Source organism: uncultured Streptococcus sp. (assembly GCF_901875575.1).
In the GTDB taxonomy this organism is placed as follows: Bacteria; Bacillota; Bacilli; order Lactobacillales; family Streptococcaceae; genus Streptococcus.
Genome location: NZ_CABFMF010000022.1, coordinates 1 through 23357, shown reverse-complemented (window position 1 = coordinate 23357; position 23357 = coordinate 1). Strand labels below are relative to the sequence as shown.

Sequence of the window (23357 nt, the reverse complement as noted above, 5' to 3'; positions counted from 1 at the left end):
AATTCTAGCTTTTTGCTATAATGGTCATATGAACGAAAAAGTATTCCGTGACCCAGTTCACAACTACATCCATGTTGATAATCATATCATCTATGACTTGATTAATACCAAAGAATTTCAGCGCTTGCGCCGTATCAAGCAACTGGGCACGTCCAGTTATACCTTCCACGGTGGGGAACACAGTCGTTTTTCCCACTGCTTAGGTGTCTATGAGATTGCCCGTCGCATCACAGAAATTTTTGAAGAAAAATATCCAGACGAGTGGGATCCTAGTGAATCTCTTTTAACTATGACGGCCGCTCTCCTACATGACCTTGGGCATGGTGCCTACTCTCATACCTTTGAAAATCTCTTTGATACAGATCATGAGGCAATTACCCAGGAAATCATCCAAAGTCCTGAGACAGAGATTCACCAAGTCCTGCTACAAGTAGCGCCAGATTTCCCAGAAAAGGTAGCCAGTGTTATCGATCATAGCTATCCTAATAAGCAGGTCGTGCAACTCATTTCTAGTCAGATTGATGCAGACCGCATGGACTATCTCTTACGCGACTCCTATTTTACAGGGGCATCCTATGGAGAATTTGACCTGACTCGGATCCTCCGTGTCATTCGTCCAATTGAAAACGGCATTGCCTTTCAGCAAAATGGCATGCACGCTATCGAAGACTATGTTCTCAGTCGCTACCAAATGTATATGCAGGTTTATTTTCATCCCGCAACACGCGCCATGGAGGTCCTCCTTCAAAATCTTCTCAAACGGGCTAAGGAACTTTATCCAGAAGATAGGGACTTCTTTGCACGCACTTCACCTCATCTCCTACCTTTCTTTGAAAAAAATGTGACCTTGTCTGATTATCTGGCTCTGGATGATGGGGTTATGAACACCTATTTCCAACTATGGATGTCTAGTCCTGACAAGATACTAGCTGATCTATCCCAGCGATTTGTCAACCGCAAGGTCTTCAAATCCATCACCTTTTCGCAAGAGGATCAAGATCAACTTGCTTCCATGAGAAAACTGGTCGAAGAAATCGGCTTTGATCCAGACTACTATACTGCTATTCATAAGAATTTTGACCTTCCTTATGATATTTATCGACCTGAATCTGAAAATCCACGGACACAGATTGAGATTTTACAGAAAAATGGTCAACAAGCAGAACTTTCCAGTCTATCACCTATCGTCCAATCTCTTGCAGGCAGTCGCCACGGAGACAATCGTTTCTATTTCCCAAAAGAAATGTTGGATCAAAACAGTATCTTTGCTAGCATTACCCAGCAATTTCTACACTTGATTGAGAACGATCATTTTACCCCAAATAAAAACTAGAAGAGGAAATTTATGAGTATTAAACTAATCGCCGTTGATATCGACGGAACCCTAGTCAATAGCCAAAAGGAGATTACTCCTGAAGTCTTTTCTGCCATCCAAGATGCCAAAAAAGCTGGTGTCAAAGTCGTCATTGCAACTGGCCGCCCTATCGCAGGTGTTGCCAAACTTCTAGACGACTTGCAGTTGAGAGATGAAGGAGACTATGTGGTAACCTTCAACGGTGCTCTTGTCCAAGAAACTGCGACAGGACATGAGATTATCAGTGAATCCCTGACCTATGAGGATTATCTGGATATGGAATTTCTCAGTCGTAAGCTCGGTGTCCACATGCACGCTATTACCAAGGACGGCATCTACACAGCCAATCGCAATATCGGAAAATACACAGTACACGAATCAACCCTCGTCAGCATGCCAATTTTCTATCGTACACCTGAAGAAATGGCTGGCAAGGAAATCGTCAAATGTATGTTCATCGATGAACCAGAGATTCTCGATGCTGCCATTGAAAAGATACCAGCCGAATTTTACGAGCGCTACTCTATTAATAAGTCAGCTCCTTTCTATCTCGAACTCCTTAAAAAAAATGTAGACAAGGGTTCAGCCATTACTCACTTAGCTGAAAAACTCGGATTGACCAAAAATGAAACCATGGCGATCGGGGACGAAGAAAATGACCGTGCCATGCTGGAAGTCGTTGGCAACCCCGTTGTCATGGAAAATGGAAATCCAGAAATCAAAAAAATCGCCAAATACATCACTAAGTCTAACGACGAATCTGGCGTTGCCCATGCCATCCGTACATGGGTACTGTAAAAAGAAAACCGCTCGGCTGAGCGGTTTTTAGTATGAATATATCACAATAAAAGTAAATCAATAAATTGAATGGCTGTTGCACAGTCACTTAAATCTTGAGAGTACAAAAATCGATATCTCCCTCTTCGATTTCTTCGGGGGGGGGGGTACAGTTACTTAAATCTTGAGAGTACAAAAACTCTGTGACCTCCTCATATAACAAATCCATAGTTGTACAGTTACTTAAATCTTGAGAGTACAAAAACATCGTGTGGCTTTTTTTGATTATAAAAAAAGTTGTACAGTTACTTAAATCTTGAGAGTACAAAAACTTACGATTGGACGGCGAAAGTGCTGAATTAGTTGTACAGTTACTTAAATCTTGAGAGTACAAAAACGCTGGGTCAAATATAAGAATAACTGGTATTGTTGTACAGTTACTTAAATCTTGAGAGTACAAAAACAGGTCTACGAACCTTACGTTAAATTTGATTGTTGTACAGTTACTTAAATCTTGAGAGTACAAAAACTAACGGTTAACAGTAATCTATTCTACGGCGGTTGTACAGTTACTTAAATCTTGAGAGTACAAAAACACATGTCTGAAGCTGAGTTTGGAAATTCAGTTGTACAGTTACTTAAATCTTGAGAGTACAAAAACTCTTACCTACTTCTACTTTAACAGTATTAGGTTGTACAGTTACTTAAATCTTGAGAGTACAAAAACCAGTAGCTAATGAGGTTATCCAAGGTCTTTGTTGTACAGTTACTTAAATCTTGAGAGTACAAAAACCGTGCCTTTAAGCAACTACTTGATGATTTTGTTGTACAGTTACTTAAATCTTGAGAGTACAAAAACACGCTTCCAAGTTTAGAGGTCACTATGAAGGTTGTACAGTTACTTAAATCTTGAGAGTACAAAAACTTCCTTGTAAGTTGCTTTTAACAACTCGACGTTGTACAGTTACTTAAATCTTGAGAGTACAAAAACGAGTAGAAATGAACTACTCCAAAACAACCCGTTGTACAGTTACTTAAATCTTGAGAGTACAAAAACACATTGAAAGTATTATCTACCCTCCCGAAGGTTGTACAGTTACTTAAATCTTGAGAGTACAAAAACCATAGCCCTTACCTTTTTCCCACAAGCTAGGTTGTACAGTTACTTAAATCTTGAGAGTACAAAAACAAAACTTCATGAAGAGGTTGCTTCAGGAGGGTTGTACAGTTACTTAAATCTTGAGAGTACAAAAACCATAACCTTTATCTTTCTCCCACAAGCTAGGTTGTACAGTTACTTAAATCTTGAGAGTACAAAAACAGAAGAAGTTAAATTGTACTGTAAAATCGGTTGTACAGTTACTTAAATCTTGAGAGTACAAAAACACAATCTTTGTTGCTATTTAGAAGAAAATAGTTGTACAGTTACTTAAATCTTGAGAGTACAAAAACCTATTCATGATGAAAAGGTTAAAGAGTTTGGTTGTACAGTTACTTAAATCTTGAGAGTACAAAAACACAAAAAGAAGAAAGATGCAATCCGTGAATGTTGTACAGTTACTTAAATCTTGAGAGTACAAAAACTATCTCTATGGTTGCCAACATGTCTGAAGCGTTGTACAGTTACTTAAATCTTGAGAGTACAAAAACTCGCTATCAGGAGTCAAACCGATGGCTTGCGTTGTACAGTTACTTAAATCTTGAGAGTACAAAAACCAGTTAGAAGAGGGCTACTCAATCGATGAGGTTGTACAGTTACTTAAATCTTGAGAGTACAAAAACCTGAGACTGGCGAATATACTTCTAGTGAAGGTTGTACAGTTACTTAAATCTTGAGAGTACAAAAACACCCACGTTTGTACTCACCAAAGACTGCGAGTTGTACAGTTACTTAAATCTTGAGAGTACAAAAACCAAAGCCCTTGAATAACCTCGTTGGCTACTGTTGTACAGTTACTTAAATCTTGAGAGTACAAAAACAATGACATTGACGAGTTGTTTATAGAGAAAGTTGTACAGTTACTTAAATCTTGAGAGTACAAAAACCTCAAATTCGTCAATTTGGATTTTGTTCCCTCAAAACCATTATAAAATCTTAGATCCAACTCGTCAATACTATTCTTCCAAATATTTCAATAACATTGGATTGATTGATTCAATACGAAATTTTATTTTCATTTCATACTGATACAAATTATTCAGAATTTTCAATGCTACTTGGTCCTCTATAGATAAACTCATATGAAGAATTTCTGAACTAAATAAATACGGCCCAATCTTTCTAAGAGAGATTAAAAATTCTTTCTCATTAGGTATTTGATTTATTGGATATTGATTGCTAAATCGTTCGTACATAAATTCTAACGAATAAAGATTATCAATGTACTCAGAAACGATATTTATCTCCTCCATTACTTCTTTGGTCACATGAAGATAGCCCTCATTTGAAGGAAAAGAAATAACATAGAGAAGGTTACACTTATTGGTTAACAATTCCATTTTTTCGCAACACATAATAAACTCATTGTAAGATAGATAGTCGTCCATATTGCGTAGCACCAGCAAGACCTTTTCATTACTGTTCATCACCATAGTTTCTAACATTGAAAGAAATAATAAAAACTTTATCTTATTATCTACAAACTCAAAGGATATATTTTTATCATTTTTTCCAAAGTATGGTAAAAAATTTTTTTGAATTAATTGATCTGCATTAAAATATTTTGCTTCAGTATGATAGATAATATCATCTATTTGAAGATTCAACTTCTGATTCAATAGAAGTGAAATCCTATCTAGATTATCATTGATATTTTCGATTTGCTCCATTATCTCCATAGAAGTAATCTTTTTCTTTATATAATCATAAGCTACTGTTCCTTTTTTATATTCCATTTGTTCAATTAAATCATTGATATTGGATATTTGAATAACATTAAAATCTGAACGGGAAATAACCGTATCATCTATCAGTATTTTAGGTTCATTCTGTTCAAAAAGAACTAAATCTTCCTCACTATATTTTTTTCCTCCAAAATACCATAATAGTATTTGCCAAATATAGTATTTTAATTGTTGATCTTGACCTACAATTTGAGTAAATTGGCCAAAACTTAATGAAATATTATCCTTATATGGATGACTAATGTTCATTTTCATATAACTACCAACTTATTATCACTGACTACTTCTTCTTGCTTTGTCTTCCCACCTATAATCAAAACCATTTCAGAAAATTGTTTCTCTGTTACTGCAAGCAAACGAACATTCCCACTTGGTAAATTACTCTGACTTAATTTTTTATAGAATTTACTAGCAAAACTTCGATTAGGACAGGTTCTATAATAGACAGAAAACTGCAACATTTCAAAACCATTGGCAATTAAATCCTTCCGAAAATTACGATAGACTCTCTTTTCTTGATTGGTTTCCATCGGTAAATCAAAAAAACACAATAATCTCAATGCTTCATACCTCATTTCTTCAACTCCATTCTACACTCGAAACCACTGGACAGTAAAATTTACTAGTATCCTTGTCAGAGATACATTTTAGAAAACCTTTGACATACTTATCCATTGCTACTGTTACTGAACACGTTTCTTTACCGTAACGAATCTTTGCGTTCAGTGTATCTGTTAAAGCAAGTCGAAACTCATATTTCAAATATTCCTCATCTCGTAAATGTTGATAGACCCAAGCATCTACAATTTGCCTAAAAGGTTCCATTAGGTCATCAACCAAGTTAAATTGATTATATTCATTCTTATGAAAAATTCCTATTAAGGGATTTAACCCATACCCAAAAATAATACGTGCCATCTGTGCTCTCATGATAGCATAACCATAATTTAGACCAGCATTGATGACATCCGTTTCCTGTTGTGTAAGACGTACGAATTTCTTTCCAAATAATTCATTGAAATAAACTTTAGCAGCATGACCTTCACGATTGGTTTTATCTCCATATTCAATATGATCTTTATAGTCTGCTAATAATTGAATGCAATCAATATTTTTCTCAAACATTGCAAGAACATCTTGCTGGTTATTTATTTTGAAATAAGTAACTATCTGCCACAACTTGTCTTTCTGTTCCTGAGTCCACAATAATTGCTCCTGTAATTTTTTATAGGCTCTAAAATGACCATTTTGAGAATGATAAATTCCAGTAGGCAAGTGTTCATTATCACAGACAATTAAGGCAATATTATGCTTACTTAAAGCACTTAATAACCTTAAAGTTACAACAGTCTCCCCTCCTTCTGCTACAATTATCGAAATATCACTCAGTGGGATAACATAGTCTTGACCCATTTTCTTTATTAAAAGGTTATCCAACTTCAATTGCATTTTTTCGCTCTGACAGACATGCACAATTCTCCAAGTCATCGTATTTTCCTCCTTCACGAAACGAAAACACCCAGCCATAAATGACAGGGTGTTGAATTCGGCATGAAGCCTTATCTTTGTAGCTTCTGCAAGATTTAAGTAACTGTGCAAGGCGTCCCTTGCAGTTACTATTATAATACATTGTACAAGCGTTTGCAACTCTTTTTTAAAAATATTTTAAAATTTGAGTTTTGGTTTGTCACCCTCTTTTTTAATGAAATATTTATTACCTAAAATATCTGTTTTGACTTTATAAATAGAGAGTCCCTTCTTTCCCAATCCTTTAAAACAGCGACCATTAGATGTAGTATCAAACACTTTGATTCTTTCTTTACCTTCAAAATTTCCTTTATCATAAGGCTTTAATTCGACATAATTTTTTTTATTAGGCATTGTTCTCGATAAAAACCTAAAAATCTGTTCTTCATTATTTTTGGTATCCTTAATCAAAAGTAAGTCATTTTTATATAAGGTAAATTTGAATTCTGAATGCTCATCCACTCCTTCTTTTTCTTTAATTTCATTATATTTATCAATAGTTATAGAATATTTCCCAGTTTCTTTCTCAAATTGTAAATCTGCATATTTTAATCCTAATAACTCATATTTATCAATTTGTGGATTAAAATAAACATCTGTTCTCCAAGGATATAATTGACGAAGAATAACTTTATTATTACTATTAGAAGGAGTTATATTAATAAATGATTCTGGAATATTTTTATCATAGTATTTAAGACTTTTAATTTCTGGACCATTACCTTTTCTGCTATATTTTCGGATTGGTCCATTTTCTTGTCTATATTTCTCAAAAGGATTGCAAGGAACTTCTTTATTCTTCTCGTTAAACTCTTTAGAAGGATAGGTACTTAAAATTTCTTCTATTACATTATCAAATGTCTGTGGATCTTTGTGATACATTAAGAATTTACCCTTATCTTTATTGTAAATTTTAATAAAAGCATCATACCCTGCTTGGCTATAAATATCTTTAATCTTACCTAAAACATAAGTTTCTTCAGATTTATCTTTATCTAATTTCGCTTTTCTTGTTGCGTAAATTGTTGCATCTGAAATTTTTCTATTATATTTTGAATCCACTTGATATGAAAATAGGATGCTATCTTCAAACTTCTTGCTACGTAATGTATCGACAAAATGAGCGTAAGGTGCTTTAAATACTAATTCTTTGTATTGATCATCAGTTAACGAAATAATTTCGCCTGTCTCTGAATCAACAAATTGATCCTCTTTATAAGAAATTAGGGGATTAGCTTGTTTTTTCCATAACCTTAATTGACTTGAAGCAGCAATAATTAAGGCATCCACAGCATGATGATGGTAGGTTTCACGAGACTTTTCAAGTCCCCACTTTCTTCTTAGCTGAGAAGTAAATTGTCCACGTACCACCGAAATAGTTGTATCGAATTTATGAGCTTTATAAAAATCTTGTAGAGCATTTAAAACAACGCGAGAGGAATATCGAGTATCAACTAAATTTCGTTCGATGAATTTCTGCTTCACTTCAATTTTACTAATGTCTTCTTCCGTTAAAAGGTAATCTTTCTTTTTATTACCTAATAATTTAGAATCTTTTACATATGATTTAAACTCACAATATGACCAAGCATCATCCATACTGTCTAATGCCTGAAATGGTGTTCGCTGCCCCTTCTCCTGGTTTGCTGTAGCTAGAACCAATACTTTATTAGATAGACCATCATCAAACGATAAAGAAAGAGGTAAAATATGGTCAATTTCGTACTTGTACTGATTGTGAATTAAATCTGAAATTGGAATATTCTTCCCAGTATAGAGACACTTCTCTCCCTGCTGGTGCCATAAACGAATCTTAGTAGCCAATTCCTTATGCCCATGAAAAATACTATCTGGTAACTCTTTTTTACCATTGTATTGAAACGCCGCTTTTTCCATAGCCGCATTTTTCTCATCATGGTTTTCCTTTTGACGTTTTATATAATCTTTCTTAGCATCTTCTTCGTTATTTTCTCGCGCCATTTCGATAACAATATTATCAAAGATACCATATTTTTTAGTTGCTTCGTTGATTATCTTTATGGCCTGTCTGACAGATTTTGCTACCACAGGATTATAGATTTCTTCTGTTACTTCTTTTTCATCAATATACTTGGTTCTTTTTGATGTTTCTTTAGATTTTTGTTTACCCAATCGTGTTAGAATTGTCATCTGCTCTTCTGAAGTTTCATAGAGTTCTGGTATCAATTCCATCATGAGTTTAAGAGAAAAATTATGCCATCCCTTACTAAATAGACTGCTATTATTTTTTCTAAATTGAACCAATTCAAGTACTTGGTCTTGACTAAAAGAACCCTTTAACTTTGTGTTAATCGCTTCTTCTATACCTTCTCGTTCAGTATTTAGAGTTAAAATATGAGCAAGCTCATCTAGAATTTCTCTAGACAATTCTCCAACTGGAATTGTTTCTAGCGATTGCATCTTCCGATAAACTTCAAATGTATGCATTTCAGGTTTATTGTTTACATCAACTCGGTAACCACGTATCTGATCTACTGAAGCATCAAGCATTTTAGCAATGTACTTCAATAAGGTTGAGGCTCCTAATGTTTTCGCCGATTTCGCATATTCAATGATTGTTTTCTTTTGTTCCTCACTCAGTTTCTTGGTTTCTGTTGGAACAGTTAAATTATTTAAATCATTTAGTAAGTTAAACTCTTGAGCAGTATAGGAAGCTTTAGAAGCTCTGTATTCCTCAGGATAAAATGTACATTTACCGATTAAAATACCAAAAATATTATCTAAGGTAGTACCATTAGTTCGAAAACGTCCATAATCCGTTCGTGATTTTTCATTACCTGGTCCATGATAATATTTTCTTTTACCAGTAAGGATTGTTAAATAATCGGCTATAAACTCATCCGTAATCTGATTATTAAATTCTTGCTGTTTTCTAAGAATTCGTTCAGCTTCTTTTCTATAAGCAGATGTTGAAAAAACATTGATCAATCGGCGTTTCTCACCATTTTCCACAACAGTGAAATCTCCTCTTACCTGACCATATTTTTCGAAACGCTCTAGTTGGATTTGACCAGGTGTTTTTTCAGCAAGTAATTTTCTATTTTCCTCAACTGACTTACCATAATCAGACGATACTGCACCACCATCCTCAGAAGCATCATCTAAATAGCTGATACCACGTCTCTTAACTATATTCTTTAATGCAATAAACAACTCTTCAGTTGTTAACGGATTATCCAATCCTTGTACACGAAGCCGATAAGGATTTAGATTAATAGATACCTTAGAAAAATCAGTTAGTAAATCATAATCTTCAAATAAATCATGAAGTCGAACACCACGGTGTTTTTTTCTGCGATTTAATCGTCTAGCCTGTCTACTGTTTCTTCTTTCAACATTATTATCAGCAGTTGCTGCTGGGAAAAGACTAGAATTCGCATGAATAATCTCGCCAGTATCTTTATTTAGAATACCTACACCTACGGAAGCAATACCAATATCTAAACCTAAAACTAAACCATTCATCATTACACTCCTAACTAATCATCATATTAATTAAATTTTACTCCTTACTTCCTAAAAAATCAAATCATTATCTACAATTATATGGAACATTTTTCTCTATCTTTGTGATAATTAAATCTCCTAACTTCAATCATTCCGTACAAAAAATAAATATATAAAAATTATTTTCAGGGATAGACTCAGTCCAAAATTATTTTAAAAGCCTTTATCGAGACTTTTGACTTCCTTTGTATACCATGATACTATATAATAAAGATAAGGAACTTGAACAAAAAATTGGCTTCGCTTACTTGGAACGGTGCTAAAGAATATTCCTGAAACAGTAACGAATTTCACAAGTAAAGAGAATGCAATAACGGTCGTAGGAAAAATAAAAAGCGTAAATCCAAATTCTAGTAAAAGAATAGGGAAATACTAAGTGATTAAGTTTCAATCCCATCACAGCACTATTTATTTAACGAAATGAGGAAAAACAATGGTTAGTACAATAGCTATTTTTATAATTGCAATTAATGTATATATTTATATAAAAAATAAAAAGGACAAATAAGATGAGAAAAGTTATTCAAGAATTGTTAGACAGTTCGATGTCTACATCGGCAATTTCACAAGGTGCTGGAGTTCCGTGGACTACTGTTTCTGATCTCAGAAAAGGAAAAACAAGCATGGACAAAATGGCACTTCTCACAGCGGAAAAACTTTATGAATTTGTTACAACTGATAAGCAGTGATTCCGGTCACTGTTTTTATTTTTAACAAAATACCGTTTTTAGTAAAAATCTAACATTTTTTCACTTTCTATTTTGGATACAAATCTTTATTTGAACAATAGAATTAAGTTTTGAATTCTAATCTCTCAAAGCACGTTTTTTTAAATAAAAAAATCGCCAAATACATTACCAAAACAAACGACGAATCTGGTGTTGCCCACGCCATCCGTACATGGGTACTGTAAAAAGAAAACCGCTCGACTGAGCGGTTTTTGATATCTAATTACTGCCCCCTGCAAACATAATAGTATATATCATTCTTTCTGATTTGTTGTTATTTATGGTTTTTATAAAAAGAAAAACGATTGAAAAATATAAAAAAGGAAGTTTTTTGGGGCAAGTTTAGGGCGAAATTTTTTCAAAAAAACTTCATCAAAACTCTTGATTTTATTCAACTTTAGTTGTATAATAAGTACATAAGGTTAAGGAGGAAACTAGTAGAAAGAAAAACAAAATGTTTAAGTTCAAAAAGAAGCCACTCAAAGCAAAAACAAATAAGCTAGTAGTCAAAATAAACTTATTTATAATCAGCTTTGAATGGCACATAGAATTTGGATAGTGAGAAATCACTATCCACCCCTTCGGGGGTGTACTTAAATTATAACAGGAAAAACAATGAAAGTAAATCTTAAAATTAGAAAAACCACCAAGCGTGAAAAAGTTGAATTTATTATTGGATTTGTTCTACTTCTATTTGCGATTTGGTATTTTACGAGGTAATATATGTCAGTAGATATTGAAGCTATCCGCTGGCTTTTAGACAACGCCACAGCCTATGCTATCAGCAAAAACTGTGGCATGTCTATTCAGGCCGTGGACAAGTATAAAAACGGTGTATCAGATATTATGAACATGCGTCTAAAACACGCTATCAGCATGACCGCATACGCACAGGAACTAAATAAGCAGTGATTTCGGTCACTGTTTTTATTTTTAACAAAATGCCATTTTTAATAAAAATATAGTGTTTTAAATCTAGAATAGGACAACACAACTTCTAAATCCTTGCTAGAAATTTGAATTGAATTCTCTAATCGATTTGTTCATATTCTATTTCAATCTACTATATAACATTCTTTCACTTCCTATTCTTGATACAAATGCTTTTTTTAGTAATAGAATTAAGTTTTGATTTCCAATCACTCAATGAACATTTTTTTAAATCAAGAAAAAATCGCAAAATACATTACCAAAACAAACGATGAATCCGGCGTTGCCCATGCCATCCGTACGTGGGTACTGTAAAAAGAAAACCGCTCGGCTGAGCGGTTTTTGATATCTAATTACTGCCCCCTGCAGGAATCGAACCTGCAACTACTCCTTAGGAGGGAGTTGTTATATCCATTGAACTAAGGGAGCTAGATAAAAACTCTGCTGAATGAGCAGAGTTTTTTAGTCGAATTAACGACGGATTTCTTTGATACGAGCTGCCTTACCTTGAAGAGCACGCAAGTAGTACAATTTCGCACGACGTACTTTACCGTAACGAACAACTTCGATTTTTTCAACACGTGGAGTGTGGATTGGGAAGATACGCTCAACACCTACACCGTTAGAGATTTTACGAACTGTGTAATTTTCTGAGATGCCAGCACCTTTACGTGCGATAACAACACCTTCAAAAATCTGGATACGTTCACGGTTACCTTCGACAACTTTTGCGTGTACGCGAACAGTGTCACCAGGACGGAATGATGGGATATCTGTACGAAGTTGACCTTCAGTCAAGCTTTGGATTAATGGATTCATTTTATTCTCCTATCTTTGTCAATCTTGAGGAACCTTCCTCAGCGGATAAACTGTATTTTTGTGCGTCCATTACACACAAGATACAGTTTACCAAATTTCTAGATAAAAGTAAAGAAATTTATAGCAGAATTCCTAAAAAAATTGCAAGGAGACCACCAAAGTAGGTTAAAGCTAGATAGCTATAAAATACCTTCTTGTCACCAATCAGTCTTTGGAGTTCATCATTCAAGGTGGAAAAAGTTGTCAAACCTCCGCAAAATCCTGTTGCTAGAATAGCATAGACTTCCTTGGCTTCCACATGATTATAGAAAACTCCAATCAAAAAACACCCCAACAGATTTGCGATCAGCGTTCCTAGTGGCAAGTTTGAAACTTGGTTATAGCGGGAAAAGAAATACCGGACCAGGGCTCCAAGCCCACAAGCAATTGCAAGATAAACGATTACCATTTTTTCCTCCCCAAATAGTAAGCCAGGAGCAGGCCTCCACCCATGCTTAAAATGAGATACAAAACTAGGCTAACATAACGCCCTGTATCAAGCAGTTTCACAGCATCAAGCATGAGACTGGAAAAGGTTGTTAAGCCTCCACAAAAGCCCGTCCCCAGTGCTAAAATAACGCCTTTATTGGTTCCCTTATAGACTAAATAACCCTTAACAAGATACACCAAGCAGAAAATACCTAGATAGTTGACAAGAAGGGTGCCCAAGGGGAAATCAGGGCTGGCTGGTAACCAAGTGGAAACCAGGTAGCGGACAAGTCCGCCCAACATAGCAGCTAGAAAAATCCCTAGCGGATAAAATTGTTCTTTTTTCATTTGATATTTTGATCCTGATAATCACGCGAACGTTTGAGTATGTCCGAAAATGTTGCGACAATAGTCTCCTGATAGCGCTTGTCTTCTACACGATTTCTGACCTTTTCAAAAATAACTGCTTCTCTCTTGGTATCTAAAATCGGTTTCCCTGAAGCCTTCTTATAAGCGACAACCCCTTCAACTAAGTGCATTCTTTCTTCTAACAGTTTGACAATCTGATCGTCTATTTGATCAATTTCTTGGCGAATAATATCTAAATCCATATAGTCTCCTCCAGTATTTGAATCATTGTATCAAAAAGTTGGTCAATAGGCTAGTAAAACCCAAAACAAGGAATAAAAACTGCACTGACTTACACAATCAGCACAGCTAAATTCTATCCTACTTTTGCAGCTAATTCTTCAGCGAATTGCTCCAAACGCTCGATATCTTCTTCTTCAGCAGAGAGGTCCACTTTGACACTCTCTGAACCTTTTTCTGCCCCTGTTGAAGCAAATACAGTATCAAAGTCATCAACAGCTTTACAGAATTCATCGTAGAAGGTATCACCTGAACCGACAACCCCATAGATTTTATCACTTAAGTTTAGATCCGCCAAATCTTCGTAGAAGTCCATCATCTCATCTGGCAACTCGCCATCACCATAAGTATAAGTTGCAACGATAGCAATGTCAGCTTCTAAAAAGTCCGAAGCGTCAACCGTTGTACATTCGTCAACATCAACATCCAATCCTAACTCACGTAATTTATCTGCTACAATATCTGCAATTTCTTCGGTATTACCGGTCATACTGGCAAATACAATTTTTGCTAATGCCATATCGTCCTCCTCCATTTATCTTTCTCCATTATATCATATCTTTTTCATTTTAAAAATAAAAATTCTTGTGCTACAATGAAATGAGAAAGAATTGAGGTTATTTATGGACATTTGCCAGCAAATTTTAGAAAAAATCAAAGAATACAACACGATTATCATTCACCGTCATATGAAACCAGACCCTGATGCCTTGGGAAGTCAGGTAGGTTTGAAAGCTCTTCTCAAACATCATTTCCCAGAAAAAACCATCAAAGCCGTTGGTTTTGATGAACCAACTCTTACTTGGATGGCGGAAATGGATCTCGTTGAAGACAAGCTCTACCAAGGAGCTCTTGTAATCGTCTGTGATACAGCCAATACTGCCCGTATTGATGATAAGCGCTATCGTCAAGGTGATTTTCTCATTAAGATTGACCACCATCCAAATGATGATGTATACGGTGACCTATCTTGGGTGGATACTAACTCAAGCAGTGCTAGCGAGATGATTACCCTATTTGCCCAAACAACCCAACTGGCCTTGTCCAATCAAGCTGCAGAATTGCTCTTTGCCGGAATTGTTGGTGACACTGGGCGTTTCCTCCATCCTTCAACTAGTGCCCGTACGCTCCAACTTGCTGCCTATCTTAGAAATCATGACTTTGACTTTGCTGCCCTAACGCGTAAAATGGATACCATGAGCTACAAGATTGCTAAATTGCAAGGCTATATCTACGACCATTTGGAAGTAGATGAAAATGGTGCAGCCCGTATTATTCTTAGCCAAGAAGTCTTACAAAATTACAATGTTACAGATGCTGAAACAGCAGCCATTGTCGGAGCACCTGGACGTATTGACAGTGTGAGTCTCTGGGGAATTTTTGTCGAACAAGCGGATGGTCACTACCGTGTCCGTCTACGGAGTAAAATTCATCCAATTAATGAAATTGCTAAAGAACATGATGGTGGTGGCCATCCTCTAGCAAGTGGTGCGAACTCCTATAGTTTGGAAGAAAACGAAATCATCTACCAAAAGTTAAAAAACTTGCTTAAAAACAAGTAAAAGACTTGTCAAACTCATTAGAATTTGATAGACTAGTATGGTAACAATCTATGGCTCGCAAAGAGACCATGGCAGAAAGGAAATATTGCAAAATGAAAAAAGATATCCATCCAGAATATCGCCCAGTTGTCTTCATGGACACAACTACTGGTTACCAATTCCTTAGCGGTTCAACAAAACGCTCTAACGAAACAGTTGAGTTCGAAGGCGAAACTTACCCATTGATCCGTGTGGAAATTTCATCAGACTCACACCCATTCTACACTGGACGTCAAAAGTTCACTCAAGCAGATGGACGTGTGGATCGTTTCAACAAAAAATACGGTCTCAAATAATCAACCGCATTTATTGCTTAAAAACGTTGATACAAAGCCTTTTCCAAGAAGTTGGAATTGGCTTTTTTTGTTTTTGGTACCGTTTTTGGTACCGTCTTGGAAAACTAACCTTTTGCACTATCCAGATAATCTACAAATTTTGTGATAGCTTTCTTCTCTCCTGCTACTGTAGAATGGCTATAAGTATCCAGAGTCATCTGACTACTTGCATGCCCTAACCTTTTAGCCGCATTGACAGGGTCAACCCCTACTTCAATCATCAAGGTTGCATGAGTATGTCTGAAGCCATGAGGAGTTATCTTCTTCAAGTCATGTTTCCTAATAATGCGCTTTAGAACACTATTGATATAGTCCTGATATAAAGGCTCTATCTTTCCATCTCGGCCAACAAACGTAAACATGTAATCACTATCAATCAATGGGGTAACTGACAGTTGCCCCTTTTCTTTTCTGCTCTTTTGTTTCCACTCTTTCAAAATCGAGACTGTCTCAGTATCTAAAGGAATTTGCCGTATTGAAAACTTGTTTTTGGTGCTTTTCTCAACTGCTTTCCCTTTGATTCTACCTAGATTTTTGCTGATAGAAAGTAATTGATTATCAAAATCAATATCAGACCACCTCAAAGAATACAGCTCCCCTTTCCTTAAGCCACTATAAGCTAACAAACGAAATAAGGCATAGTTTTTATAAGGCTCTTCTGCTTTAATAATGTCTAAAAACTCATGCAACTCCTCAACGCTAAAGAAGTTATCTGACTTCTTTAGCTCTCTTTTTGGGAGTATCACTTGTTTCATTGGGTTGTCTGTAATCAATTTCATTTTCAAAGCAAAATCAAACACTTGACTAGTGTAAGATTTGACCTGTTTGATATTCCTAAAAGTCTGACCTTTTTCGGTAATAAAGTCCTGACATTGCCAAGGAGTAATTTTGGAAATTTTCACCTTTCCAAGAACTGGCAAGATATGAATTCTAAACAAATCATCTGTACGGACGCTTGTCGTCCTCTCTACTGTGTTTTGATAAGTTTTGAACCATTCCTCAAAAACTTCATCAAAACATCTCTCAGAAGCTCTCAGAAACCCTGAGAGGTCTCCTGACGCTTTTTTGTGGTAAATCATAGCTTCATACTGTCTAGCTTCTCTACGGCTCTTAAAACCGCCTTTAAAGAAGTCTTTACGTTTGCCATCAATCACCCTGTAGATTCTGACCTTATAAAGATACCCTGATTTAGACTTTTTAGCCTTATATTTAATAATAGACATTCTAATTTCTCCTTTATTTTTTAAGGTTTCGGAGCTTACAAAATAAAGAAATTAGAGAGCTATTTACTCTTATTTTGGGGAAATCGATTAAAAATCTGGATAATATTGTCTTTCTATCTTCCTAATTTGATTCTTCAATCTGTTTATGTGAGACTGCACCGTCTCTAATTGCTCTTGTAATTCGGTCTCTTTTTCTTGCCACTCGGCTATCTCTAATTTTATTGGCTCGATGGCTTTCGTATACTCAATCCACTTTTGGCTAGGATGTGATTTAAATACCCTGTCTGTCAATTCTATCAAGAACTCTTCTGAAAATCCTTCCTCTCTCCCTAAATCAAACATCAATTTTATTGTCTCTTCTAAATCCTCTTTAGGGCTATGAAGAATGCCACTATCTCTACTAGGAACATCATCAAGCCCCATCAAATAAGCAACCGAGACACCGAAATACTCAGCAAGTATCTCTGCATTATTTTTTTTAGGAGCACGCTGATTTTTTTTATATCCAGAAAGTGTAGTTATAGGTATACCCGTATTTTCACTAACCTCTTTCAAAGTAACCCCATGATTTTCCATAAGTTTTTCCAGTCTGTTAGGTGGTTTCCTAAAAAGCAAATCATTGTTATCCATTTTCTACCTCCACTACTATTCTAACACATTTACTCAAATAAGAGAAAAAACAACTTGACTTTACTCGTTTTAGAGTATATAATACAGATGTACTCAAAAACGAGTATGTCGGAGCTTACAAAATAAAGAAAGAGGTAAAACTATGCAAGAACAATTCACTATCAATCTTCCTAAGATTACAGAAAAGCAATTACTTGCACGCTACGATGGTATGGTTCAAGAAGCTATTGAAAAAGCTTTTACGGAACAAGAACTTTACAAACCAATGATACGCATGGCTGGTCTCTGCCGTTGGCTTGATGTATCAAATACAACTATTGTTAAATGGCAAAAGGCAGGAATGCCTCATATTGTTGTTGATGGGGTCACACTCTACGATAAACACCAAGTCAGAAAATGGTTACAACAATATGAGAGGTGAGATATATGAATTACGATGACGATTATTACTACTATCTTCCTAAAGCATTATTGTTCGAGGAAGAATACAGAGATCTATCCCCTTATGCAATAATTTTTTATATACTTCTTCTCAGCAAAAGAGAAGAAGCTATTGAAATGGGATGGGTAGATGATGATGGAGAAATTTATCTTGCTTACACAAGGGAAGAACTCGCTGGAATGTTTGGATTTAGTACATCAAGAATAACTAACTTGAAATATCGTTTACAGATTGCTGACTTGATTACAGTTTACAAACACAATCCTCTACTTCATCTACCTGATAGAATTTATGTGAGGGAGTTATAGAAAGAATGTTGACAATCTATTTTAGTGATGACACCGAGCAAAAAAACATTATAGAAAACTGGCTTAATAATAGGCAAGTCGCATTCTTATCATGCGATTATAAAGATATTGATAAAGACACCTTATTGTCTTTCGCATCTAAAACACCTGATTTTTTTATATTGCTAAAGCCAGCTTTCTTAAGATATAAACTGGACTATAAAACGACATTGAGTGAGTTTCTAGAGCTTGTTTCAAATAATAAACTGAAAACTCTAAGGTTTCCTATTGTTGTTAAAGATGGGGAAATTTTTGCAGATGTTGGAATTGAAGATTTAGGGAGTTTTATCCCACGTAAGCAACGCAAACTAGAAAGAGCTCATATTTTCGCTAAGGCAGAAAAACTAGATGAGGGTAGACGTTTTTGGAGAAACTTCGAGGTTGTCCGTAAACAGTCTGAACTACGTTGGTTTGAACTGAATGAGTTACTGTTTGCTGATGTGTCTGACAATTTAGGAGAAATCAAAAAGGCTAAAGACCGATTCTTTAAATACAAGAAGAACAAGCAAATTCCTCCTGAAGATATCATTGAGAAAATCCAAAAAATATTTTTGATTGAAAGAGTTGTTCTTTTTCAAAAATCTGTTCCAGATTTACAAAATTTCTAGTCCTAAAACAGTTATGAAAACAGCTATGAAAATATTTTGAAAATGAGATTTTGAGACTAAGTTTTTGAGCTTCCTCAAAATTTATAACGCGTGCGCTTCTAACAGCACGCTATGTTCCCATTTCGTGGGATTTTACTACACCCATTTTTTGGCAAGTTTGACCGTAGCAAAATGAAAATGGTCCGACGAAGTCGGCTTGGGGTTGCTCCCCCAAGAATGTCATTTTACGGAGGTCTTTACGCAGACAAAAAAGAGGCGCCGATAGGCGACCTCTAAAAGAAAGGAGGTTTATTTGGATTTAAAAGTTAGTTTAGATAATATTACTATAACTGCTGAAATACGCCACAGTAGTTTCAATAATTTTAAAAAATTAGTTAGCAACCATATTGCAATCATCACTCAAAAAGCTATGACAGATATGTTTCAAGCCTATACCAAGTCTGGGGGGCAAGTTATCCTCCATTTAGAGTATGATAAACTAAAAGGACAAGCTCGAAATGCTCGCCCTTTCCGAATGGAGTTTAATCCTAACAAACTCCGAACAGTTGATACTGAAATTCTTAATAAGATTATACCATATCTCGAAGATATTTCAATCACTCGAGCTGACTTAGCTTTTGATTTTTTTAATCTTGATTGTAGTGAATTCATTTTAGAAAAGAAGGGACGGCCTACTGCAACAAAAGAATGGAGAGACAAAAATGGTAAGCTTGAAACGAAATATCTAGGAGCTTCAAGGTCAGAAAAACAAATTCGACTATACGATAAAAAAGTTGAACAACTGACGAACGGAAGTGAAGATGAACGACAAAACGCACAACAATATGAACATTGGTGGAGATTAGAATTCCAGTTACGAAGTCGCTCCGTTGAAAATATTTTTGAGGTTATTGACACTATTATATTCAAACCGTTTTATTTTGAAACTCTAGGAATTGAAACACAACTTTATCTATTAGCTTTAACACGTGATAAAGGAATCTGGAATAAAGTCAGCAAAAACACTAGAAGTAAATACAAGAAAATTTTGGAAACTCATCAAACTTCCGATACTGATTATTTGCAATTGATGAAAAATCTGTTACATAAAGAACGACCCAAACTAGAAAAACAACTTGCTTTTTATGGGGGTCGTTAGGCATTCTTCGGAATGCCTTTCGCTCTTCGGAGCGAAACAAAAAGAGAAGTTTGTGGCTCGAACTTCTCTTTTCATCGGACTGTTTCGACAGTCCGATTGCTCTCTTTCGAGAGAGCAAAACCGTCGGAGACCGCACACTTTCCCGGAGGTAAAGTATAGTGCGTTATACTTTACTTGGAAGTAGTGCCGTTCTCAGTAAAGAACACCGCATAAGGGCTTGCTTATGTGTGGCAATTTTTAGCCACACGCTCGGCGACCCTTTGAGCCGAGAAAGGACGAATTATGAGTTACGTTGTAGCCAGAATGACAAAGTACAAATCAGGTAATTTAGGTGGAGCTTACAGACACAATGAACGTATTTTTAAGCAACACAGTAACAAGGATATTGATATTGAACGCTCACATTTAAACTATGAATTGACAGATAGAGACCGCTCTCTGTCGTACGAAAAGCAAATTAAAAACTACATAGACGAGAACAAAATTTCTAAACGAGCTATTCGAAAAGATGCCGTTCTCTGCGATGAATGGATTATAACATCTGATAAAGATTTTTTTGCTAAACTTACTCCCGAGGAGACAAGAAGATTTTTTGAAACTTCTAAAAATTATTTCGCTGAAAACTATGGTTTAGAAAATATTGCCTATGCTAGTGTTCACCTAGACGAAAACACACCACACATGCACATGGGAATTGTACCAATGAAGCAAGGAAAGTTATCGTCCAAATCAATTTTTAATCGTGAAGAGTTGAAAAAAATCCAAGATGAACTCCCCAAGTATTTATCTCAATATGGTTTTCATCTCCAACGAGGAGAACTTGATAGTACAAAAAAACATTTATCAACACAGGAATACAAGGACAAGCAAGAGGTTCTTCAAAAAATCGAAAAACAAATTGACGAAAAATTCGATAAAATAATAGAATTTAACAGCGAACTAAATCAAATGAATAAAGCTTTGACAAATAAAGTTAACGATTTAAAAATGGTTGACGAAGAACTAAAAATTATAGACGAAGAAAAAAATAAAATGCTATCTAACCTAGATCATGCTCTAAATGAAAAACAAGATACACTATCACATCTTGAAAAAGAAATTGATACTAAAAAAGAAGATCTAGATATCGTAGACAGCATCATAGGTAGTAAAACTGAAACAATTGATAGTATGAACCAAGATATAAAGACAAAACAAGGTACTATCAACGAACTGACCAAGCAACTTCGAGAGTACCTTCAAAAATATCAAAATTTCGAAGGACTGAATATCAGTCAAATTGAAAATGGAACAATAGGCAAACAAACTCTCGATGGAAAAATTAAACTCTCCCCTGAAACACTCAATAATTTAATAAAATCTGTGATCCAACACTTCTACGAGAACCGCAGACTGTCACACACTATCCAGCAACAAAACAAGGAATTGAATATACTGAGAAATGTAGCAAGTAATAAAAATGAGATATTAGACGAACTTCGAGAAACTAAAAATCAAAAACGAATTTTAGAAATTGAAAACAATAGCTTGAAAAATAAAATTTCACAACTTCGTGACCGTCTAAATATAGCTAGCAGAAAGCTTGGAGTATGGCGAAACCAGGCTCAAAACTACATGAAACAAAAGGAATTCAAAAACCTTACAAAACAACTTAATACTTTCAAACCTATTAAACTTGTTAGTGCTGTCAAAGTCATCAAAAAAATCTACGAACAAACTCTAGAACGCTGAACAACCTCTTTATGCCGAGAAAACTTTTGACAGCAAGCTATGACGAATTAGACTAGTTGGGTCGTGTCGGCAGGCTGAAAAGCTGCCGACCGATTACAACAGGAATAAGAAGTCATAGGTTACTTGTTGTCAAAAGGAAATTGGAATAAATCAATTAAGGAAAAGTCAAATATTACAAACTTCTAAGTTAATAAAAATTATTATTGACATTCTCTCTTATTTATCCTAAACTATAACTAAGGATAGGATGTTTGTCGGGTGACTGGTAACAGTTTGCTCAAAGGTACTTGTTTTAAGTACAGGTTAGGTACTGCCTTCAGATTTATGCTGTAAAGAACCCGCTCCACCACTGGTCCTATTTGTTTCACTCTTGGATTATATTCAAGAGTTTTTTCTTGCCTAAAAAGTATAAAAGATATATACTAGCTATACAAGATATAGATTGGAGATATGTCATGGCTACATCACTTGCTAAACAATACAATTTTAAAATAAATGAAGTAACAATGGAACAAGCTAGAGCTATTATCAAGGAAAAGGGAATGACAATGACAGATGCTATTTCTTTATTTGTGGAGCAAATAGTCCTGGAGCAAGATTTCCCTATTAAGACGGCCAAAGATCTACATAGAGAGCAGTTGATTGAAGAATTACAAGTCCAGTCTGAACGTGCCTTGAGAGAATACGAGGCAGGGGAAGGAACTTCCCTAGACAATATGAGGGTACGCTATGGCTTATAAAGTGATTGCTTCAAAAGAGGTCGAGCAAGCTATCGACAATATACACGACTATATAGCTACGGTACTTCTATCCCCTCAATCTGCCAAAAATACTGTAGCTAAAATTTTAGACAGCTTAAAAAGTTTAGAAATCTTTCCTGAAGCAGGTTTTGACGCTGATGAGAAAATCGGAGTAAAGATTAACAGTAAGTATCCCACACGAGGAAAAATTATTGACCAATATGTTTTGCTTTACTTCATCGACCAAAACCGAAACACTGTTTTCTTATCTCACCTATTCCACACAAAGAGCGACTATGTCACTTTGCTACAAAAAGGCAATAAAAAAAGCTCAACTGATTGAGACATCTTTCTTTATTTTATAAGCTCCGAAACCTTAATTTTTGGTACCTTTTTGGTACCGTCTTGGTTTAACAATACGCTATATATATAATATTTTACAGCTACTTTCCCTTTAGAAACGTTGATTTAATAAGGATTTAAACATTACAGAGTATACCTTTGTAAAATACGGTCTCAAATAATTTTAAAAGGAACAGTTTCGACTGTTCTTTTTTGTTTTCAGCATTGTAATCCAATAATAACTTCTAATAAATGATACGTAGCACAAGTCAAATTCCTAGTCTATCTTATCCAATTTATATCCTCATTTTCCTCGTCCAATGATTATTACAAACTTTGTAAAATTGTTGGCTAATCTTATTCATGAGAATACTCTTTTTGACTAGTAACTTTTTATGAACTTACAAAATTTTAAAAGGATAACAAAAAAAGGTAAAGATACTGTACTGACCCCAAAAAGTTAGACAATTAATTTAAGCAAAGGATTTAGTTCTGTATTGTACAGGGCTAAGTCCTTTT

24 protein-coding genes, 1 tRNA gene and 1 CRISPR repeat array are annotated in these 23357 nt (G+C 35.2%); of the genes, 13 read left to right on the top strand and 12 right to left on the bottom strand.

Annotated features, from left to right (window positions below; all coding sequences use genetic code 11):
- The first annotated feature begins 28 nt into the window (after positions 1 to 28).
- Positions 29 to 1333, top strand: coding sequence for an HD domain-containing protein (locus QZ114_RS06185; RefSeq protein ID WP_295501014.1), 1305 nt, complete (start codon positions 29 to 31; stop codon positions 1331 to 1333).
- Positions 1334 to 1345: 12 nt separating this feature from the next.
- On the top strand, positions 1346 to 2152 hold the full coding sequence (gene yidA / locus QZ114_RS06180) for a sugar-phosphatase (protein ID WP_295501011.1): 807 nt from the start codon (positions 1346 to 1348) through the stop codon (positions 2150 to 2152).
- Positions 2153 to 2227: 75 nt separating this feature from the next.
- Positions 2228 to 4177: a CRISPR direct-repeat array (repeat unit 36 nt; unit sequence GTTGTACAGTTACTTAAATCTTGAGAGTACAAAAAC).
- A 69-nt stretch (positions 4178 to 4246) separates the two neighbouring features.
- On the opposite strand, the gene csn2-St is transcribed toward yidA, so the two are convergent.
- The 4 genes from csn2-St to cas9 form a co-directional block, all read right to left on the bottom strand.
- Entirely contained in the window at positions 4247 to 5290 is a 1044-nt protein-coding gene (gene csn2-St, locus QZ114_RS06175; protein ID WP_295501007.1) for a CRISPR-associated protein Csn2-St, read from the bottom strand.
- Complete coding sequence (gene cas2 / locus QZ114_RS06170) at positions 5287 to 5610, bottom strand: CRISPR-associated endonuclease Cas2 (RefSeq protein WP_001268300.1); 324 nt, start codon at positions 5608 to 5610, stop codon at positions 5287 to 5289. Before cas2 ends, csn2-St begins: the two co-directional genes overlap by 4 nt.
- A 4-nt stretch (positions 5611 to 5614) precedes the next feature.
- The gene (gene cas1 / locus QZ114_RS06165; protein WP_295501004.1) at positions 5615 to 6523 is read right to left on the bottom strand and encodes a type II CRISPR-associated endonuclease Cas1; all 909 of its coding nucleotides are present in this window, start codon (positions 6521 to 6523) and stop codon (positions 5615 to 5617) included.
- A 177-nt stretch (positions 6524 to 6700) separates the two neighbouring features.
- A complete protein-coding gene (gene cas9 / locus QZ114_RS06160; protein WP_295501001.1) occupies positions 6701 to 10066 on the bottom strand; it encodes a type II CRISPR RNA-guided endonuclease Cas9 in 3366 nt (1121 codons plus the stop codon).
- A 551-nt stretch (positions 10067 to 10617) separates the two neighbouring features.
- Here cas9 and QZ114_RS06155 point away from each other — a divergent pair.
- Both QZ114_RS06155 and QZ114_RS06150 read left to right on the top strand, forming a co-directional pair.
- Positions 10618 to 10797 carry a hypothetical protein gene (locus tag QZ114_RS06155; protein ID WP_295500997.1) on the top strand — a complete coding sequence of 60 codons (180 nt, stop codon included), beginning with the start codon at positions 10618 to 10620 and terminating at the stop codon, positions 10795 to 10797.
- 762 nt (positions 10798 to 11559) lie between these two features.
- The gene (locus QZ114_RS06150) at positions 11560 to 11748 is read left to right on the top strand and encodes a hypothetical protein (protein WP_295500994.1); all 189 of its coding nucleotides are present in this window, start codon (positions 11560 to 11562) and stop codon (positions 11746 to 11748) included.
- Positions 11749 to 12123: 375 nt separating this feature from the next.
- On the opposite strand, the gene QZ114_RS06145 is transcribed toward QZ114_RS06150, so the two are convergent.
- The 6 genes from QZ114_RS06145 to QZ114_RS06120 all read right to left on the bottom strand — a co-directional run bounded on the left by QZ114_RS06145 (position 12124) and on the right by QZ114_RS06120 (position 14221).
- A tRNA-Arg gene (locus tag QZ114_RS06145) sits at positions 12124 to 12195 on the bottom strand.
- A 42-nt stretch (positions 12196 to 12237) separates the two neighbouring features.
- Entirely contained in the window at positions 12238 to 12585 is a 348-nt protein-coding gene (gene rplS, locus QZ114_RS06140) for a 50S ribosomal protein L19 (RefSeq protein WP_001068669.1), read from the bottom strand.
- 118 nt (positions 12586 to 12703) lie between these two features.
- Entirely contained in the window at positions 12704 to 13033 is a 330-nt protein-coding gene (crcB, locus tag QZ114_RS06135; RefSeq protein WP_295500970.1) for a fluoride efflux transporter CrcB, read from the bottom strand.
- Positions 13027 to 13401 (bottom strand): fluoride efflux transporter CrcB, encoded by a 375-nt coding sequence (crcB, locus tag QZ114_RS06130; RefSeq protein ID WP_000712091.1) that lies wholly within the window; start codon positions 13399 to 13401, stop codon positions 13027 to 13029. Before crcB (QZ114_RS06130) ends, crcB (QZ114_RS06135) begins: the two co-directional genes overlap by 7 nt.
- Positions 13398 to 13664 (bottom strand): chorismate mutase, encoded by a 267-nt coding sequence (locus QZ114_RS06125; RefSeq protein WP_000362433.1) that lies wholly within the window; start codon positions 13662 to 13664, stop codon positions 13398 to 13400. Before QZ114_RS06125 ends, crcB (QZ114_RS06130) begins: the two co-directional genes overlap by 4 nt.
- 113 nt (positions 13665 to 13777) lie before the next feature.
- Positions 13778 to 14221: a flavodoxin gene (locus QZ114_RS06120; RefSeq protein WP_061864137.1), complete on the bottom strand. Its 444-nt coding sequence runs from the start codon at positions 14219 to 14221 to the stop codon at positions 13778 to 13780.
- Positions 14222 to 14324: 103 nt separating this feature from the next.
- Here QZ114_RS06120 and QZ114_RS06115 point away from each other — a divergent pair, with 103 nt between their 5' ends.
- Together QZ114_RS06115 and QZ114_RS06110 are read left to right on the top strand one after the other, a co-directional pair.
- Positions 14325 to 15263 carry a bifunctional oligoribonuclease/PAP phosphatase NrnA gene (locus tag QZ114_RS06115; RefSeq protein WP_295500959.1) on the top strand — a complete coding sequence of 313 codons (939 nt, stop codon included), beginning with the start codon at positions 14325 to 14327 and terminating at the stop codon, positions 15261 to 15263.
- A 92-nt stretch (positions 15264 to 15355) separates the two neighbouring features.
- The gene (locus QZ114_RS06110) at positions 15356 to 15598 is read left to right on the top strand and encodes a type B 50S ribosomal protein L31 (RefSeq protein ID WP_000710764.1); all 243 of its coding nucleotides are present in this window, start codon (positions 15356 to 15358) and stop codon (positions 15596 to 15598) included.
- A 104-nt stretch (positions 15599 to 15702) separates the two neighbouring features.
- Here the strand turns inward: QZ114_RS06110 and QZ114_RS06105 are convergent, their stop codons facing one another.
- Positions 15703 to 16860 (bottom strand): site-specific integrase, encoded by a 1158-nt coding sequence (locus tag QZ114_RS06105; protein WP_295500956.1) that lies wholly within the window; start codon positions 16858 to 16860, stop codon positions 15703 to 15705.
- Positions 16861 to 16947: 87 nt separating this feature from the next.
- Positions 16948 to 17490 (bottom strand): helix-turn-helix transcriptional regulator, encoded by a 543-nt coding sequence (locus QZ114_RS06100; RefSeq protein WP_050261428.1) that lies wholly within the window; start codon positions 17488 to 17490, stop codon positions 16948 to 16950.
- Between the two features lie 142 nt (positions 17491 to 17632).
- Here QZ114_RS06100 and QZ114_RS06095 point away from each other — a divergent pair, with 142 nt between their 5' ends.
- From QZ114_RS06095 to QZ114_RS06065, 7 genes are all read left to right on the top strand, one after another.
- Entirely contained in the window at positions 17633 to 17911 is a 279-nt protein-coding gene (locus QZ114_RS06095; protein WP_050261429.1) for a hypothetical protein, read from the top strand.
- Between the two features lie 5 nt (positions 17912 to 17916).
- Positions 17917 to 18240: a replication initiator protein A gene (locus QZ114_RS06090; protein WP_295500949.1), complete on the top strand. Its 324-nt coding sequence runs from the start codon at positions 17917 to 17919 to the stop codon at positions 18238 to 18240.
- A gap of 5 nt (positions 18241 to 18245) precedes the next feature.
- Positions 18246 to 18887, top strand: coding sequence for a hypothetical protein (locus tag QZ114_RS06085; RefSeq protein ID WP_295500946.1), 642 nt, complete (start codon positions 18246 to 18248; stop codon positions 18885 to 18887).
- Between the two features lie 292 nt (positions 18888 to 19179).
- Positions 19180 to 20025 (top strand): replication initiation protein, encoded by an 846-nt coding sequence (locus tag QZ114_RS06080; protein ID WP_295500944.1) that lies wholly within the window; start codon positions 19180 to 19182, stop codon positions 20023 to 20025.
- A 282-nt stretch (positions 20026 to 20307) separates the two neighbouring features.
- Entirely contained in the window at positions 20308 to 21756 is a 1449-nt protein-coding gene (gene mobV / locus QZ114_RS06075; RefSeq protein WP_295500941.1) for a MobV family relaxase, read from the top strand.
- A 455-nt stretch (positions 21757 to 22211) separates the two neighbouring features.
- The gene (locus tag QZ114_RS06070; RefSeq protein ID WP_295500939.1) at positions 22212 to 22496 is read left to right on the top strand and encodes a type II toxin-antitoxin system RelB/DinJ family antitoxin; all 285 of its coding nucleotides are present in this window, start codon (positions 22212 to 22214) and stop codon (positions 22494 to 22496) included.
- On the top strand, positions 22486 to 22839 hold the full coding sequence (locus QZ114_RS06065) for a type II toxin-antitoxin system RelE/ParE family toxin (protein ID WP_295500936.1): 354 nt from the start codon (positions 22486 to 22488) through the stop codon (positions 22837 to 22839). The genes QZ114_RS06070 and QZ114_RS06065 overlap by 11 nt, the downstream gene beginning before the upstream one ends.
- Positions 22840 to 23357 lie beyond the last annotated feature (518 nt).